The sequence below is a fragment of the Pseudomonas sp. GW821-FHT09E12 genome (assembly GCF_059416085.1).
The window spans coordinates 126,973-142,788 of record NZ_JBWKOM010000010.1 but is presented as its reverse complement, the minus strand read 5'-3'; the positions used below and the strand labels follow the sequence as shown (position 1 = coordinate 142,788).

Sequence of the window (15,816 nt, the reverse complement as noted above, 5' to 3'; positions counted from 1 at the left end):
TTTTGGCGGGAACAAGTGCTTTACGCGTGTGCGCTGCTGGTTAAGATCCTCGAACCCTTTTCTTGATCAGAGGTGCTCATGCGCTTTTGCGATTTGCTCGATGCCGTCCGCCACCATCCGTTGGAACTGTCGATTCCAACCGAGTGGGCGCAGGGGCGGGCCAGTTTCGGCGGATTGGTGGCGGCTTTGCAGTATGAAGCCATGCGCGCAAAAGTCCCCGCCGAACGTCCGGTGCGTTCACTGGCGATCACCTTTGTCGGTCCGGTCACCCCCGATGTGCCGGTCAGCTTTGAAGTCGAGGTGCTGCGCGAAGGCAAGGCCGTCAGCCAGGTGCTGGGGCGTGCGGTGCAGAACGGTCAGGTAGTGACCCTGGTACAGGGCAGTTTTGGTGCCTCTCGGCCGTCCGAGGTGACGGTTGTCGCCGAGGAAGCGCCCAGCATGAAACATTGGGACGAGTGCCCGGAACTGCCTTACGTCAAGGGCGTGACGCCGGAGTTCATGCGCCATCTGGCAATGCGCTGGAGCATCGGTGGCATGCCGTTCACCGGCAACAAGTCGCGGGACATGGGCGGTTGGGTGCGCCTGCGGGGCGACGTCAAGGAAGAGCCCATGACTGAGGCGCATATCCTCGCACTGGTGGACGCCTGGCCGCCGGCCTTGTTACCACACCTGACCAGCCCGGCACCCGGCAGTACCCTGACCTGGACCATTGAATTCGTGCAGCCGCTGCTGGCGTTGAGCACCCTGGACTGGTGCAAGTACCGGGTGAATATCGAACATGCCCGTGACGGTTACGGGCATGCGGCCGCGGCACTCTGGAGTGCCGAAGGCCGGTTGATTGCGCTCAGCCGGCAGACGGTCACCATCTTCGGTTGAACCCCTCTCAATGCCGGTGGCGCTTGCGCCATGCACGCCACCAGGCGCCGCTGAGGACGAAGCGTGGAAAGGTCACGAATTGTTCTACCAGCAGGCGCTGGACTGCATCTTTACGGTCACTGAACGGCTCGGCGGCTTGGGCCTCCAGGCTATGGCCGTGACGCTGCAGGCCCAAAGCGGCGAGCAGGCCGACCACGCCGATGGCGACGTTGGTGAAGCTCAAGCCGAATACTCCTGAAACCAGCAACAGAAAGCCGACGATGAACAGCGGCACTGCAATCAGGTGCAACACCAGGTTGGTCGGGTTGCGGTGGTTATGCGGGTAGGAGCGCCATTGCCAGGCGGGGAGGTTGGGGTGACGTTTACCCATGACAGTGATCCTTGATTCGTAGAAGCCTATGTATCAAAGGATAGGCCCCACGCGAGGGGGCGGCGAATCAAGGCTGGCTATGGGGGCGATAGCTTGGCAAGGGTTTCGCCGCGGCAGGGAGGCTGATCCTGCTGCAACGAAACTCGCGTTTTTAAAGCTTTAATTGACCGATGGCCTTGCTCAGTTCCCCAGCCAGGGTCGCCAGTTCGTTGCTGGTGGTCGCCGAGTCGACAGTCTGTTGCACCGTGTTTTCGGTGACGTCGCGAATACTCACCACGGCGCGATTCATTTCTTCCGCCACCTGGCTTTGCTGCTCGGCGGCCACTGCAATCTGGGTATTGCTTTCACGCATCTGCGCCACGGCCGTGGTGATTTCCGCCAGCGCTGCGCCGGCTTCCTGTGCCTGCTGCACGCAATCGTCCGCCTTGAACGAGCTTTCCTGCATGAAGTCCACCGCGTCGCGGGTACCTGCCTGCAGGGCGGAGACCATCCGGGTGATTTCGTCGGTGGAGGTCTGCACCCGTTTGGCGAGGTTGCGTACTTCATCGGCGACCACCGCGAACCCCCGGCCCATTTCACCGGCGCGCGCCGCTTCGATTGCGGCATTGAGCGCCAGCAGGTTGGTTTGCTCGGCAATGCTGTGGATCACGTTGACCACGCCATTGATCTTCTGACTGTCCTCGGCCAGGCGCTGGATCATCTCGGCGGTCTGTTGCACGCCGCTGGAGAGCCCGGAGATGGACTTCTGCACGCGGCTGACCACTTCCTGGCCGCTGCCGGCGAGGACATCGGCGGCCTGGGAGCGATCCCGGGTGGCGCCGGCGTGCTGGGCGATGTGATAGACGGTGGCGGACATTTCGTTGATCGCTGTCGCGGCCTGATCGGTTTCGCTTTGCTGGCCCAGCATGCCGTGACGCACGTCGTTCATGCTCGATGCCAGGCGTGCGGCGCCGATATCCAGTTGCCGGGCGGTATTGGCGACGGTGTTGACCACCCGCTGGTAACCCGCCTGCATCGCATTGAAGGCGCTGGCCATCTGGCCGACCTCGTCCGTGCACGACAGAGGCACGCGGGCCGACAGGTCGCCGGTCTTCTCCACATGCAGCATCACATCCTTGAGGGTGTTCAGTTGGCTGAGCAGGAAACGGATCAACAGTTGCGAAGCACCGAGCATCGCCAGCATCAGAATGAACACGGCCACCGCGTACTGGCTGAAGCGTTCGCTGAACACCTGACGCAGGCTTGGCCCATGGGCAAGCACCGCAATCCGTTGGCCATCGGCCCGGGGCAGCACTTGCGCGCCGATCAGAGGGTTTTCGCCGAACAGCGGCATTTCATCGAAGGCCACCCATCCATTGGCATTGCTCAACTGCGGCAGGGAGCGCTGATCGAGGCTGGGGGTCTGGCCGGCCGCGAAGCTCAGCAGATTCTCGGCATTGGGCAGCGCTTGCCTGGAGGGCCATGCGCCGAGCAGGCTCGCCTGGGCCCTGGCGTTGTTTTGTGAGGCCTGGCTACGCGCTTGCTGCTCCAGCTGGACGGCGTACAGGACCAGTAGCAGGGTGGTCACGAAGGCGACCGCATTGACCGCCCAGAACTTGTATTTCAATGAGATATTGCTGAGCCAGGCACCCATGGAAGGTCTTCTCTGATTAAGCGGAACAGTATTGGCAAGGTGCCATTATTGTGCCGCTATGCAGAGAGTCAAATCTTGATATGCGTCAAGCAATCTCGGGCAAGGCGAAGAAGGCTCGGGCGCTGGCGGTACTGTGGGCCGCCAGCTCTTCCTGGCTCTCGCCGCGATGCAGGGCCACCTCGCGCAACACTTCGGTCAGGTAGGCCGGTTCGTTGCGACCGTTCTTCGGCTTGGGGCGCAGGCTGCGGGGTAACAGATAGGGGGCGTCGCTTTCGAGCATCAGGCGACCGCGGGGAATCTCTCGTACCAGCGGGTGCAAGTGAGTGCCACGGCGCTCGTCGCAGATCCACCCGGTGATGCCAATGTGCAGGTCAAGGTCCAGATAGTTGAACAGCGCGCGCTGTTCGCCGGTGAAGCAATGCACCACCGCGGCCGGCAAGCGGTCACGAAAGTCGCGGACTATTTCCAGCAGGCGCTGGCTGGCGTCGCGTTCGTGGAGGAAGACCGGCAGTTGCAGTTCAACGGCCAGGGCCAGGTGTTCCTCCAGCACTTTTTCCTGTTGCCCTCGGGGGGAGAAGTCCCGATTGAAGTCCAGGCCGCATTCGCCCACGGCCTTGACGCTGCTTTCCTTGAGCAGGCTGCGCAAGCGCTGTGCGCTGTCGGCATTCCAGTCGCTGGCGCAATGCGGATGAATCCCGGCGGTAGAGAACAGTTGGTGGCCACTTTCATCCAGTTGCCGCGACAGCTCGAGTGCCTGTTCGCTGCCCTCGACACTGGTGCCAGTGAGCACCAGTTGGCAGACACCGGCGGCATAGGCACGGTCCAGTACTGCACGATGTTTTTCGGCGAAACTTGGATTGGTCAGGTTGACGCCGATATCGATGAGTTGCATGGTGCTATCTCCGCCTGCGGCCGGAAAGCATATCAGAGCTGTAGATTTATAAGAAAAGCCAAGAACTACAACGAGTTGAAGCTGTCTCTTGATGCCGGAAGAAAGGCTGCGGTTGGTTTGCCAGCCGTGGTTGTGCCAGTCTTTCGCATCTTGTCAGCGCTCTAGGCGCTCTGTTTCTGTCGCCCGCGTTTTCGCCATTGCTCGAAAACCCGGACAGTATTCTTCCCGGAGAGCGGATGACGCGACCCTCGATTTTGCTAGCGTTGTGCTTGTCGTTGCTGCTGCCCCTGCCGGCGGTAGCACGCTTGGCTGGCCCTCCGGAAGCGGCCGTAGCGGGCAAGGTCCGCGACCTGGCGGACATTCGCAGCAGCCGGGTCTTGCGCGTGCTGGTCAACCAGAGTCGCAATAGCTCCGGTGAAGTCCAGGGCCAGGCCATCGGTGTCGAATATCACCGTCTGCGCGCCTTTGAGCAGTACCTCAATGGTCACGCTCGTGACGGTCAGGAAATCAGTCTCAAGATCATTCCCAAAGCCAAGGATCAATTGCTCGGTGCGCTGCAGCGTGGCGAGGGGGATCTGGTCGCTCCGGGAGAGTTGTTGGAGGCGCTACCGGGGCAAGCGGTAAGCCCCAGTGAACCGGTCGCCAGCAACGTGCCGTTGCTGCTGGTGGGAATCAAGGGCGAGCGGCGCTACACCCGACCTGAACAACTCTCCGGCAAGACCCTGGCGCTGACCACAGGCAGCGCTGCTGGGGATGCGGTGAGCCAGATCAATCAGAAACTGGCGCTGCATAAGCTGGCGCCGGTCAAGGTCGAGTGGGTCGATCCGAGCCTGGCAGTCGAAGATGTCCTGGAAATGGTCCAGGGCGGGATCTTTCACCTGACCATCGTCGAGAAGCCCATTGCCGAGCGCTGGGGCAAAGTCCTGCCAAAGCTGCGTTTTGATCGGCAACTGGTCATCAGCGAGCCTGGCGAGGAGCACTGGTTCGTGCGGCGGGATGCCTCGATGCTGCGGGCGAGCATCGATCGTTTCCTGAAGGTCTATAAGGCTCCGGCGGATCAGGACGTTGCGTTCTTGCGCATCTATCGACGCCTGTATCAGGTGCATAACCCTTTGACCCGGGCCGATCGCCAGCGCCTGGAAAAATTGCGCCCGGTATTACAGAAGCATGCCGATGCCCAGAACATGGACTGGTTGAACCTGGCGGCGCTGGCCTTCAAGGAGTCGTCGTTGCAGCCCTCTGCCAGGAGCGGCAGCGGCCCGACCGGCCTGATGCAGATCACCCCGTCAGCCGCCCAGCGGGTAGGGGTCAATAACATCCAGACCCTCGATAACAATGTGCTGGCCGGAGCCAAGTACCTGGCGTTGATCCGGCGCAAGTTCTTTTCCAGTCCCAAGCTCAACGAGCGCGAGCGTATGGCATTTGTCCTGGCGGCCTACAACATGGGGCCGGAGCGAGTACAGGGTATGCGGACCGAAGCCCGGCGACGCGGGTTGAACCCCAATCAGTGGTTTTTCCAGGTCGAGCGCATTGCCATGGAACAGGTCGGAATGGGCGCCGTCAGCTATGTTAATAGCGTCAACAAATACTATTTGGCCTTTGACCGGGAACGCGAATCGTTGGAGCCGCAAGCGCGTAAGGTCGTCTCAAGGAAATAATCGATAAAGTTGATTGTTATCTTGCTATTTTTGCACTTTTAACATGAGATTTTTTGATTAATATAGCGACCCATTACCCAACACTACAAAGGACTACACAGCATGAGCACACTGATCAAAACCGTACTGAACACCCGTGCAGGCTACGGCCTGACCGTCCTGCGAGTTTTTGTCGGCATCATTTTCGCCGCTCACGGCGCGCAAAAGCTTTTCGGCCTGTTTGGCGGTTATGGATTGGCAGGTACGGCACAGTGGATGGAGAGCATCGGCCTGGCACCAGGACACCTGATGGCGCTGTTAGCGGGCGGTACCGAGTTCTTCGGCGGTCTGGCGCTGATTATCGGTCTGTTGGCACGTCCTGCCGCGTTGGGGTTGAGCTTCACCTTGCTGGTGGCGATTTTCTCCGTGCACATCAGCAATGGCCTGTTCATGGCGAACAATGGCTATGAGTTCGCCCTGGCTCTGCTCGGTGGCACCATTGCGGTTCTGATCGAAGGCGCAGGCAAATTGTCACTCGATGCGGCGATTGCCAAGTAACTTCCGGAAAACACCCAAGGCCCGCTTGTAGCGGGCCTTTTTCGTTGCTGATTTCGTTATTGGGGATTCTTGACACTACCCCGTCGGCTTCTCTAGGATTGTTGCCCATGCGCCGATTTAAACAGCTACTTGCGGGGCGCCAGGTGATTCGGAATATCACCGACAGAAGCTCTACCGGCTTCGAAATACCGCTAAAGCGCTGGTTCGGTGTTGCCTCTCACCTGCCCGGCAGAAAATTGAGGCAGAGACACGACACGATGAATGCACTCCACCCTCCTGTACGTCTTGCGCCAATCACGGCGAATCTTGTTCAGCGCAATCCAAAAATTCTTCTTGGCGGCACACACCAGCCGACATTGCTGCGTTATCTCGATGGCTGGCCACGTCGTAGCACAGGCCCTTCGGCCTTTCTCATCCAGTTCATCGAAGACGGCGAGCCCTTGGCTCGTTTTGCCAACGACAGTTTTGACCTTGCGGTGATACAGGCGCCCAGCTCGGAAAATGCTGCGGAAGTCATCCGGCATCTGACCCGCGTGGCTCGACAGGGGCTGATCACCCGCAGGTAAGTACCGTAGGTGATCAACCTGGCTGTCGAGGTGGGGGCGATGTTTCTGAATCCCAGCTAAAGGCTGCATCGATATCGGGGGTTCAAACTACGGAGTTGCGTTTGGCCAGCTCCGCCAGCGCTACCAGATTGGAAACATTGAACCGTTTTAGCAGCCTGACCTTATAGGTGCTCACCGTCTTGTGGCTGATCAGCAACGCATCCGCGATTTTCTGATTATTCAGACCGCTTGCCAGCAGTTTCAGGACGGTGATTTCCCGGTCGGTCAGTTGGGCAATCAAGACACTCTCTTGGCAGGCGGCGTTTGTATTCTGTTGCAAGGTGCTGATTGTATCCTCGGGGAAATAGCTATACCCCGACAATATGGCTTTTACCGCATTAGCCAGTTCGTTCAGATTATCGTTCTTGCACAGAAACCCGGCCGCACCAGCCTGCAAACAGCGCAAGGCGAAGTTCTTGGAGTTGCTGGAAGTCAGCACCAGTGTCTTTATTGGCAGTCCAGCGGACTTTATATGGGAGATAACGGAAAAACCGTCGAGGTTGGGTATGTTCAAGTCCAGGATGAGCAGGTCTGGAAGATGCTTGCGTACCAGCTGGACGGCGTCGGCCCCGTTGTCCGCCTCCGCGACGATGTTGTGTTCGTGAGGTTCCAGAACGGTTCTTATGGCGAGTCGAATCAACGGATGGTCGTCGACGATGATGATACTTCCCATGCAAGGCATCTCGATATTTAGGGGGAGGGTGCCCTGCGTATGTTATCCGAGCACTCTGAAAACTAAATCAGACGAATCTGATAGTTGTCATTGTGTGGCTAAGTTATGGTTGAGCTCCGTTTTTATCTGGCCAAGCCACGCTCGCTATGCATATTATTATCTTTAGACCGACCTCTCATCTGAAAGGCTCTTGGTTATTCAACACTCTTTTGCGTCTTGATCGTTTTATCTACTGGTTTGCTCCTTCTCTAGCGATGTTGATGGGGGTGGCTGGTGTCGCGCTGTGTTTTTTTAGCTGGCAGCAACGACTGATATTGACAGGAGGGGCCGGGCTAGTACTGCTACTGCTGGCGGGAGGGTTAGTCATGCTATGGTCGAATTATGATTGGTGGCTGTTCAAGCTCAGTCCGCAGAAGGGCTTGAATATTCCTCTTAAATGAGATCGGAGTTGTCAAGGCTGTCAGCCATAACATGGTAAATCGAAAGCGTTGACTTTTCTGGTAGTGAGTTGTCGGATAGTTCTACCTGAAGAATGGGAATTGTCCGGTTGCTGGCATGTGTTGTTAGGAGGTATTTTTTACTCCGTGTGATATGTTTTTAGATATATGACGGAGCCTAAGTCAGCGATGCTGCTACGAACTATTTCCATCGAAAACGCAGAGCAAGAAGTGCTGAATGGTGCGGTGCTCTGCAGTTTTGCAATTCCTATGCTGAGGCGTAATTTTCTTGCCTATAGCTTAAATGAGGGCGCTGAAGTCGGAGAGTCGCGAGTTTATATTGCGATGTTGCATAAAAAGGGGGGAGAGTATGCGCTGAGTTCGATTGAAAGCGAACGCGATTGGCGTCTGGTTATTCAGGTCTTCAAAGAGATAGTTACTCATGCAACGCGGCTTGAGATTCGACAACAAGGTGCTGCTGGCAGTGTTGGCACTCCCTACCATCTGATTGACCTTAAAGGCTGTGTGATACCGACGGGGAACCTTTCCGAGCATCGTTCACTCACCATCAAGAAAAACTTGGTGGTGAAACTCATATCATCAGAAGCTTCGACAGTTTGTCTGCCTGCAATTGATGACACCGAACTCAGCGTTCCAGCCCTTGATGTTTCTATTGAGACGACCTCTCAAAATCCCCCTGCTGCAAAAGATGCCACAGAGTGTGTGGACGAGGTTCCTGACTCGAACGAGTATGGTTCGCCAGAAACTGTTGAGGACCTTGAAGGGGACCTGCCTGATGATGCCCCGTCCAGATCTGAGCCGATTGGAGAGCCATATGAATTATGCCAAAAGGACGCTGAAACCGAGGCTTATGTAAGGGAGGGCTCTACTGAGACCTCGTTATTGGCCGAGGATCTTCAACAGGGTATTGCTGGCTTAGCTATCACCAATGTCGAAAGTCATGTCGACTCATCCAGGAATGATGCTCTCCTGTCAGGTGTTACAACACATAGAGTAGATGCTGACCAGTCTGCTGACCCGGAGGTCGATGCCGTACGTCTGCATCAAGGTATACAGAACACACTGGCTGACTTGGCGGAGGTGGTTCGCGATTTGACTTCGGAGGATGATGTGGAATTAACCCAGGGAAATGAGTACGACCTGTCGATGTCTGACAGAGTTCCGACTTTGGTAGACAGGCAGCTTCAAACCATCCCTGATATCGATCAGTCTGGTGAAAATGCTGTGGATGCAATGCCGGATGAGTCGGACGGTTGTGAAGCCTCACTAGAGCATTCGCTGGATAAGGATCAGTTCCTGATGGATACGGCTCCCGATACCGAAGTTGTATCTCAGGGGGCGGATACCGATCATCTGCTTTTTGATGTAGAGAACACGTTGTCGAATCTTGCACATATGGCGCAGGAACTGGCACAACAAAAATTGATTGCAGTGAAGCAGCAGGAGGCCTTGGAGCTTTTAAAGGAGCAATTGCAGGAGCGAGAACGCAAGCTTCAGGAAAAGGATGAATACTTGCGCCAGTTACAAAGCCAGATTCAACAAGAGAGGATCGCTATCGATAAATCCGCAGAGCACAACTCCAAGGTGATTGCCGAACGCAGCGTTGCGCTACAGCAGTTGGCTGAAAGTGTGGAGTCCCGAGAGCGAAGTGTTGCGCGGCGCTCTGAGCTATTGCAGTTGGAGCAACAACGTCTTGAAGAAATTTCTGTAAAACAAAGTGTTCGTGCATCCGAGCTTGAAAAACGGGACATCGGGATCCAGCAAAAAAATGCCGAGCTTGTGGAAAGATTAGCGCAGCTATCCAGTACCCGTAAAAAACTGAGCAATATTGTAAAAGGCTTCAATGAGACAGTGACCTTCAATAATAGTCTGCATAGCATATCTAGTACCTTATTCAACGACGACGAGTAAGGCGCCTCAGTTGAAATCGCAAGTGTCTATTTTAGTCTCTGGGTGTTTTTTCATGTAAGGCAATATGTGATCTGTATGAAATAGTCGGCTAGTAATGGTTGGGCAGGAGACGGGAGAAATGGGGGGCATGCATGTTCTTTGATGAGCGTTCTGATCGGACTTGCACATGAGCTTGTTTTTACCTCGCATGACCAAGGCAGTCGCTTTTCATACAGAGCCTAGAGATCGATTCATTCTAGATGGTGGATGTTCCGATGGCATGCGTCTTACTGGAAGATTTATTTTGCTCAATATTGGTTCTCAGTGCTCCGGTTGACCCATAATGCTGAACGGCTCATAAGGCTCTGCATGGGGAATTTAACCAATTGAGTACCAAGCTCATTACGCAGGAAGGTTTCGAGGCTCTGAAAAGCGAGCTGGATTACCTATGGCGGGAGAAGCGTCCGGATGTGACGCAGAAAGTCACTTGGGCGGCCTCCCTGGGGGACAGAAGTGAAAACGCCGATTATCAATACAACAAGAAACTCCTGAGGGAAATTGATCGCCGGGTTCGCTACTTGCGCAAGCGACTCGAAGACATGAAGGTCGTGTCTTATTCGCCGGAACAGGAGGGTCGGGTTTTCTTCGGCGCCTGGGTCGATATCGAGAATGAAGAGGGTGAAACCAAGCGTTTCCGTATCGTCGGTTATGACGAGATATACGGGCAGAAGGATTACATCTCTATCGATTCACCCATGGCCCGGGCGCTCTTGAAGAAAGAAGTCGGCGACGAGGCGATAGTGCAGACGCCTGGTGGAGAAATGTGCTGGTGGATCAATCAGATCGAATACGTGAAATGAACTGCCTGCGAGGGGCTTACCCCTCGCGCAGTACTGTCAGTGGGCTGGCATTCAATGCCCGGCGTGTCCCGTAGACACCGGCACCGCCGATCAGCAGGGCACCGATAACAGGCAGGAGCAACAGCCAAGGATGTGGATGCCAGGGTAGGACGAAGGCAAACCGATACAGCACCAGGCTCACCAGTTCCGATCCCAATGCCGCCAGTAGCCCGCTGACGGCTCCCAGCAGCCCGAACTCGATACGCCGGGCCTTGACCAGTAATTGTCGTTCCGCACCCAGCGCCCGTAGCAGGGCGCCCTGACGAATACGCTCGTCCAGGGTGGCCTGCAGTCCGGAAAACAGCACGGCCATGCCGGCGGCGAGTACAAACAGCAGCACGTATTCCACGGCCAGGGTGACCTGGGCCAGGATGCTGCGCAGTTGTTCGAGCAGAGCCTCCACTTGCAGGATGGTCACTGCCGGAAACGCCCTGGACAACTCGACCACCTGCTGGTCATGACCCGCAGCCAGATAGAAGCTGGTCAGGTAAGTGGCGGGCAGATCCCGCAGCGTGCCCGGCTGAAAGATCATGAAGAAGTTGGGCTGGAAGTTGTCCCAGTTGATTTCCCGCAGGCTGGTCACCCTGGCCTCGCGATTGACCCCTCCGACGCTGAATGTCATCTGGTCGCCGAGTTTGAGTTTCAAGCTTTCGGCCACCTGGGCCTCGACCGAGACGCCAGGTAAATCCCCTTCGGGCTGTTGTGCCCACCACGAGCCGCTGGTGATCTTATTGCCCGCTGGCAGATCCGCGGCCCAGGTCAGGCTCAAATCGCGCTGCACGGCGCGATCGCCACTGGAGTTCTTGCTGACGATTTCCCGGACCGGTTCGCCGTTGATGCTGATCAGCCGCCCTGGCACTACCGGATACAGCGGCGCGGAAGGGGCGGAAAGCGCCACCAGCTTGTCGGTGAAAGCTTGTTTGTCCGCGGGCAGGATATTCAGCGCGAAATAGTTTGGTGCGTTCTTGGGCAACTGGTTTTGCCAGGTGTCGAGCAATTCTCCACGTAACAGCGCAATCAAGGCCATCGACAGCAGAATCAAGCCGAAGGCCAGGGATTGCCCGGCAGCGGCCAAAGGATGCCGCAGCAGTTGGCCCAGCCCCAGGCGCCATGGCAGCGATGCCTTGGCCAGCAAGCGACGCAGACTCTGCAGGGCCAGCAGCAGTAATCCGCCCAGAACCAGGGCAGCAATGACGCCGCCGCCGAGCAAGGCAAAGGTCAACAGCAGATCCAGGCTCAGGCGCCACATGATCAAGCCCAGGGCCAGCAAGGCGGCGCCATACACCATCCAGGTGCTTGGGGGGATCGGCAGCAGGTCACGGCGCAACACCCGCAAGGGTGGGACACGCCCCAGCGCCGCCAGTGGCGGCAAGGCGAAACCGCCAAGTGCCACCAGGCCGGTGCCGATACCGGCGACAGCGGGAAGCAGCCCGCCAGGAGGCACATCGGTGGGTAGCAGGTCATGCAGCAGGTAAAACAGCCCAAGCTGGGCGAGCCAGCCGAGCAGCGCGCCGACGATGCTGGCCAGGATGCCGAGCAGGGCCAGTTGCAGGGTGAACAGCAGCATGGTTTCCCGGCGGGACAGGCCCAGGCAGCGCAGCAGCGCGCTGGCGTCGAAACGGCGGGAAGCGAAGCGCGCAGCGGACAGGGCAACCGCCACGCCTGCCAGCAGCACCGCCACCAGGCTGGCCATGTTCAAGTAGCGCTCGGCCTTGCCCAGGGCTCCGCCGATCTGGCGGTTGCCATCTCGGGCATCCTGCAGGCGCTGATTGGCCGCCAGGCCTGGCTTGATCAATTGGCGATAGGTTTCCAGGGCGCTTCCCGGACCGCGCCAGAGCTCCTTGTAACTGACCCGGCTGCCCGGTTGCACCACGCCGGTGGCGTTCAGGTCGCTCAGGTTGATCAGGACCCTGGGGGTCAGGCTATAGAAGTTGCCGGCGCGATCCGGTTCGTAAGTCAGTACCCGGCTCAGGCGCAGGGTTTTCATCCCGACGTCGATGCTGTCGCCGATTTTCAGGTCCAGCGCGGTCAATAGTCGGGCTTCGACCCAGGCTTCACCCGGTTGTGGACCACCGCCGGTTTCTTCCGTCGCGTAAGGGGCCGGGGCGCTTTTCAGTTCGCCGCGCAACGGGTAGGCGTCGTCCGCGGCCTTGATACTGGAAAGCTGGATGCCATTGTCGGTGGCGATCACACTGGAGAACTCCACCACCAGCGCATGTTGCAGGCCCAGTTCCCGGCCGCTTTGTATCTGTTCTGGCCTTGCTGGAGAGCTGCTTTCAAGCAGCAGGTCCGCGCCGAGAAACTCCGTGGCGCGCAGCAGCATCGCGCCGTTGAGGCGCGCACCGAAATAGCCTATGGCGGTGCTGGCGGCTACAGCCACCACCAGGGCGAAGAACAATACCCGCAGTTCTCCGGCGCGGGCGTCGCGCAGAAGTTGGCGAACGGCAAGGCTGAACAGGCGCAACAGCGGCAGGCGTGCCATCAAGGCTCCAGGGGGGCGACCAGCAGGCCGGCTTCAAGGCGGATCAGGCGCCGGCAACGATGGGCCAGGCGTTCATCGTGAGTGACCAGGACCAGCGTCGTACCGCTTTCCTTGTTCAGATCGAACAGCAGGTCGCTGATGCGCTCGCCGGTGTGGCTGTCGAGGTTGCCGGTCGGCTCATCGGCGAACAGCACGTCAGGTTCGGCGGCGAAGGCGCGGGCGATGGCCACCCGCTGTTGTTCGCCGCCGGAGAGCTGGCGAGGCGAGTGACTCAGGCGCTGCCCGAGACCGACGCGCTGGAGCAGTTCGGTCGCACGCTCGCGGGCATCCCGACGGCCGTCCAGCTCCATGGGCAACATGACGTTCTCCAGGGCATTGAGGCTGTCGAGCAGTTGGAACGACTGGAAGACAAAGCCCACATGCTCGGCCCTGATTCGGGCGCGCTGGTCTTCGTCCAATGTGCCGAGGCTGCGACCTGCCAGGGTAACCTCGCCGCTGCTGGGCAGGTCGAGCCCGGCCAGCAGGCCGAGCAGGGTGGATTTTCCGGAGCCGGAACTGCCGACGATGGCCAGGCTGTCGCCTTTGTTCAGTTCCAGGCTGAGTTCGTGCAGGATGGTCAGTTCACCTTCCGCGCTGGGAACCACTTTGCTAAGGTTCCGCGCAGTGAGAATGCTTGCGCCCATGGAGAATCCGATGCGTGTGTGGTTTTTGAGTGCTGGCCTGGCCTTGATATGCATGGCCCAGAACGCAGCGGCGGGTACAGTCCTGATCGTTGGCGATAGTATCAGCGCGGCTTTCGGCCTGGATACCCGGCAGGGGTGGGTGGCACTGCTCGAGCAACGGCTCAAGAGCGAAGGTTTCAACGATAAGGTGGTCAATGCTTCCATCAGTGGAGACACCAGCGCAGGTGGCCAGGCGCGGCTGCCGGCGCTGCTTGCAGAGCACAAGCCAGAGCTGGTGATTCTCGAGTTGGGCGGCAACGATGGCCTGCGTGGGCAACAGCCCACGCAATTGCAACAAAATCTTGCTTCGATGATCGACAGTTCCAAGGCCAGTGGTGCCAAGGTGCTGTTGCTTGGCATGCAGCTGCCACCCAATTACGGCGTGCGTTATACCCAGGCGTTTGCCGAGGTGTACAGCAAGCTCGCGAATGAAAAAAACGTAGCGCTGGTGCCATTTTTTCTGGAAGGAGTTGGCGGCAATCCCGAGCTGATGCAGGCCGATGGCATCCACCCTGCGGTCACCGCTCAGGGCAAGTTGCTGGAAAATGTCTGGCCGACGCTAAAACCGCTGCTTTGACGCTTTTCTACCGGCAGTGTTTCGGCTAATGTGGCGCCCCCGATTTGGAGCCCCCGATGCCGCGTCCCGCCTGGTCCCTGTTTGCCTACCAACTGATCGAGCCTGACGAACAGCTCGACCTGTTCGCCTGCCAGGAAGTCCGGGTGCACCTGGTGACGCGTCAGCTGGAGCTGGGCGGCTCTGCCGATCGCACGTTGTGCGGCACCTTGCTGCCCGCGCAACCGCGCTGGTCGAGTGTCGACCGGACCATTTTCCAGGACCAGCGCCTGTGTCCGTTGTGCCGGGCGATCCTCGAATCGCAAAAGCGCGGCACGCCACCGATCTGGCCAGAGTTGCGTTTCGAGCTGTAAGGCAGCAAGTTCTCGCCCGGCTCCCTTCTTGCGCTGATGCAGCTGTCGCTCCCGCAGCCACGGGGGCGGGTGTACAATCACTTTTTTACTCGTTGATCATGCGAAGGATTTTCCGGATGTTGCCGCGCTTTCCTGTCGTCACCCGTTGCCTGACGCTTGCCGCCTTCTGTGTGGCCGGCCCCGTTGCCGCATTGGAACTGCCTCTACCTCCACCGGGCGAAGATATCGTCGGTCAGGTACAGGTGATCAAAGCCAAGTACGAAGACACCTTTGCCGACCTGGGCACGACCTACGATCTGGGCTATTACGAGATGGTCGCGGCCAACCCGGGAGTGGATCCCTGGTTGCCGGGCGCGGGCACCGAAGTGGTGTTGCCTACGCGTTTCATCCTGCCGCCGGGACCTCGTGAAGGCATCGTGATCAACCTGGCTGAATATCGCCTGTACTACTACCCGAAAGGGCGGAACGTGGTGTACACCTTCCCCCTGGGTATCGGCCGGGAAGGTTGGGGGTCGCCGATCGCCCATACCAGCATTGTCGCGAAGACGCCGAATCCGACCTGGACTCCGCCAGCCTCGATCAAGGCCGAGCACGCCGCCGACGGTGACCCGCTGCCAAACGTGGTGCCGGCGGGTCCGGACAATCCGTTGGGGCCATTCAAGTTCACCCTGGGCACGCCGGGCTACCTGATCCACGGTTCGAACAAGAAGTTCGGGATCGGCATGCGCACCAGCCACGGCTGCTTCCGGATGTTCAACAACAACGTCCTGGAAATGGCGAGCATGGTGCCAGTGGGGACATCGGTGCGAATTCTCAACGATCCGTACAAGTTTGGTATCAGCGCTGGCAAAGTCTATCTGGAAGCTCACACGCCGCTGGATGACAAGGGCAATCCGTCGGTCGTGGACAAGCACACCGCGGTGATCAACGCCTTGCTCAAGCGTGAAGACCTGGCCAATAACTTGCGGATGAACTGGGATGTGGTGCGTGACGTGGTGGCGGCCGAAGATGGTTTACCGGTAGAGATCGCCGTACCGACCACTGCACCCGTAGTATCGGCGCTGCCTATCGATATGCAGCAGTAACGGCTGGAACAGTAACCCGTCGATGCCTCCGGGCGTCGACGGGTTTTTTATTGCCGCAAGAAAACCCGGGCAATAAAAAAGCCGACCCAATAAATGGGTCGGCTCGATA

The 15,816-nt window shown here is 58.3% G+C and carries 16 protein-coding genes; 10 read left to right on the top strand and 6 right to left on the bottom strand.

Features of this window, described 5'->3' with window-relative positions; all coding sequences use genetic code 11:
• Positions 1 to 78 precede the first annotated feature (78 nt).
• Positions 79 to 876, top strand: a complete 798-nt coding sequence (locus tag AC07PQ_RS26210) for an acyl-CoA thioesterase (RefSeq protein WP_007931362.1) — start codon at positions 79 to 81, stop codon at positions 874 to 876.
• Positions 877 to 883: 7 nt separating this feature from the next.
• On the opposite strand, the gene AC07PQ_RS26205 is transcribed toward AC07PQ_RS26210, so the two are convergent.
• The 3 genes from AC07PQ_RS26205 to AC07PQ_RS26195 form a co-directional block, all read right to left on the bottom strand.
• Positions 884 to 1,246 (bottom strand): Mpo1-like protein, encoded by a 363-nt coding sequence (locus AC07PQ_RS26205; protein ID WP_007931363.1) that lies wholly within the window; start codon positions 1,244 to 1,246, stop codon positions 884 to 886.
• A 151-nt stretch (positions 1,247 to 1,397) separates the two neighbouring features.
• Positions 1,398 to 2,879: a methyl-accepting chemotaxis protein gene (locus AC07PQ_RS26200; protein WP_007931365.1), complete on the bottom strand. Its 1,482-nt coding sequence runs from the start codon at positions 2,877 to 2,879 to the stop codon at positions 1,398 to 1,400.
• 85 nt (positions 2,880 to 2,964) lie between these two features.
• Positions 2,965 to 3,771 carry a TatD family hydrolase gene (locus AC07PQ_RS26195; RefSeq protein WP_053262174.1) on the bottom strand — a complete coding sequence of 269 codons (807 nt, stop codon included), beginning with the start codon at positions 3,769 to 3,771 and terminating at the stop codon, positions 2,965 to 2,967.
• Between the two features lie 236 nt (positions 3,772 to 4,007).
• Between AC07PQ_RS26195 and AC07PQ_RS26190 the strand changes: the two genes are divergently transcribed.
• The 3 genes from AC07PQ_RS26190 to AC07PQ_RS26180 all read left to right on the top strand — a co-directional run bounded on the left by AC07PQ_RS26190 (position 4,008) and on the right by AC07PQ_RS26180 (position 6,532).
• Entirely contained in the window at positions 4,008 to 5,429 is a 1,422-nt protein-coding gene (locus AC07PQ_RS26190) for an MltF family protein (RefSeq protein WP_493186418.1), read from the top strand.
• A gap of 102 nt (positions 5,430 to 5,531) precedes the next feature.
• On the top strand, positions 5,532 to 5,966 hold the full coding sequence (locus tag AC07PQ_RS26185; protein ID WP_007931371.1) for a DoxX family protein: 435 nt from the start codon (positions 5,532 to 5,534) through the stop codon (positions 5,964 to 5,966).
• 257 nt (positions 5,967 to 6,223) lie between these two features.
• Entirely contained in the window at positions 6,224 to 6,532 is a 309-nt protein-coding gene (locus AC07PQ_RS26180) for a hypothetical protein (protein ID WP_101339469.1), read from the top strand.
• Between the two features lie 82 nt (positions 6,533 to 6,614).
• Here the strand turns inward: AC07PQ_RS26180 and AC07PQ_RS26175 are convergent, their stop codons facing one another.
• The gene (locus AC07PQ_RS26175; RefSeq protein ID WP_007931372.1) at positions 6,615 to 7,244 is read right to left on the bottom strand and encodes a response regulator transcription factor; all 630 of its coding nucleotides are present in this window, start codon (positions 7,242 to 7,244) and stop codon (positions 6,615 to 6,617) included.
• A gap of 146 nt (positions 7,245 to 7,390) precedes the next feature.
• On the opposite strand from AC07PQ_RS26175, the gene AC07PQ_RS26170 reads away from it, so the two are divergent.
• The 3 genes from AC07PQ_RS26170 (at position 7,391) to greB (ending at position 10,452) form a co-directional block, all read left to right on the top strand.
• On the top strand, positions 7,391 to 7,684 hold the full coding sequence (locus tag AC07PQ_RS26170; protein WP_037035922.1) for a hypothetical protein: 294 nt from the start codon (positions 7,391 to 7,393) through the stop codon (positions 7,682 to 7,684).
• A gap of 186 nt (positions 7,685 to 7,870) precedes the next feature.
• A complete protein-coding gene (locus tag AC07PQ_RS26165; RefSeq protein ID WP_493186419.1) occupies positions 7,871 to 9,613 on the top strand; it encodes a hypothetical protein in 1,743 nt (580 codons plus the stop codon).
• A 365-nt stretch (positions 9,614 to 9,978) separates the two neighbouring features.
• A complete protein-coding gene (greB, locus tag AC07PQ_RS26160; protein ID WP_007931374.1) occupies positions 9,979 to 10,452 on the top strand; it encodes a transcription elongation factor GreB in 474 nt (157 codons plus the stop codon).
• Positions 10,453 to 10,468: 16 nt separating this feature from the next.
• On the opposite strand, the gene AC07PQ_RS26155 is transcribed toward greB, so the two are convergent.
• Positions 10,469 to 12,973 (bottom strand): ABC transporter permease, encoded by a 2,505-nt coding sequence (locus AC07PQ_RS26155; protein WP_493186420.1) that lies wholly within the window; start codon positions 12,971 to 12,973, stop codon positions 10,469 to 10,471.
• On the bottom strand, positions 12,973 to 13,656 hold the full coding sequence (locus AC07PQ_RS26150; RefSeq protein ID WP_007931376.1) for an ABC transporter ATP-binding protein: 684 nt from the start codon (positions 13,654 to 13,656) through the stop codon (positions 12,973 to 12,975). The genes AC07PQ_RS26155 and AC07PQ_RS26150 overlap by 1 nt, the downstream gene beginning before the upstream one ends.
• A 10-nt stretch (positions 13,657 to 13,666) precedes the next feature.
• Here AC07PQ_RS26150 and AC07PQ_RS26145 point away from each other — a divergent pair, with 10 nt between their 5' ends.
• The 3 genes from AC07PQ_RS26145 to AC07PQ_RS26135 all read left to right on the top strand — a co-directional run bounded on the left by AC07PQ_RS26145 (position 13,667) and on the right by AC07PQ_RS26135 (position 15,707).
• Positions 13,667 to 14,272 (top strand): arylesterase, encoded by a 606-nt coding sequence (locus AC07PQ_RS26145; protein WP_007931377.1) that lies wholly within the window; start codon positions 13,667 to 13,669, stop codon positions 14,270 to 14,272.
• 56 nt (positions 14,273 to 14,328) lie between these two features.
• Entirely contained in the window at positions 14,329 to 14,622 is a 294-nt protein-coding gene (locus tag AC07PQ_RS26140) for a hypothetical protein (RefSeq protein WP_007931378.1), read from the top strand.
• 116 nt (positions 14,623 to 14,738) lie between these two features.
• A complete protein-coding gene (locus AC07PQ_RS26135; RefSeq protein ID WP_007931379.1) occupies positions 14,739 to 15,707 on the top strand; it encodes a L,D-transpeptidase family protein in 969 nt (322 codons plus the stop codon).
• Positions 15,708 to 15,816: the final 109 nt, after the last annotated feature.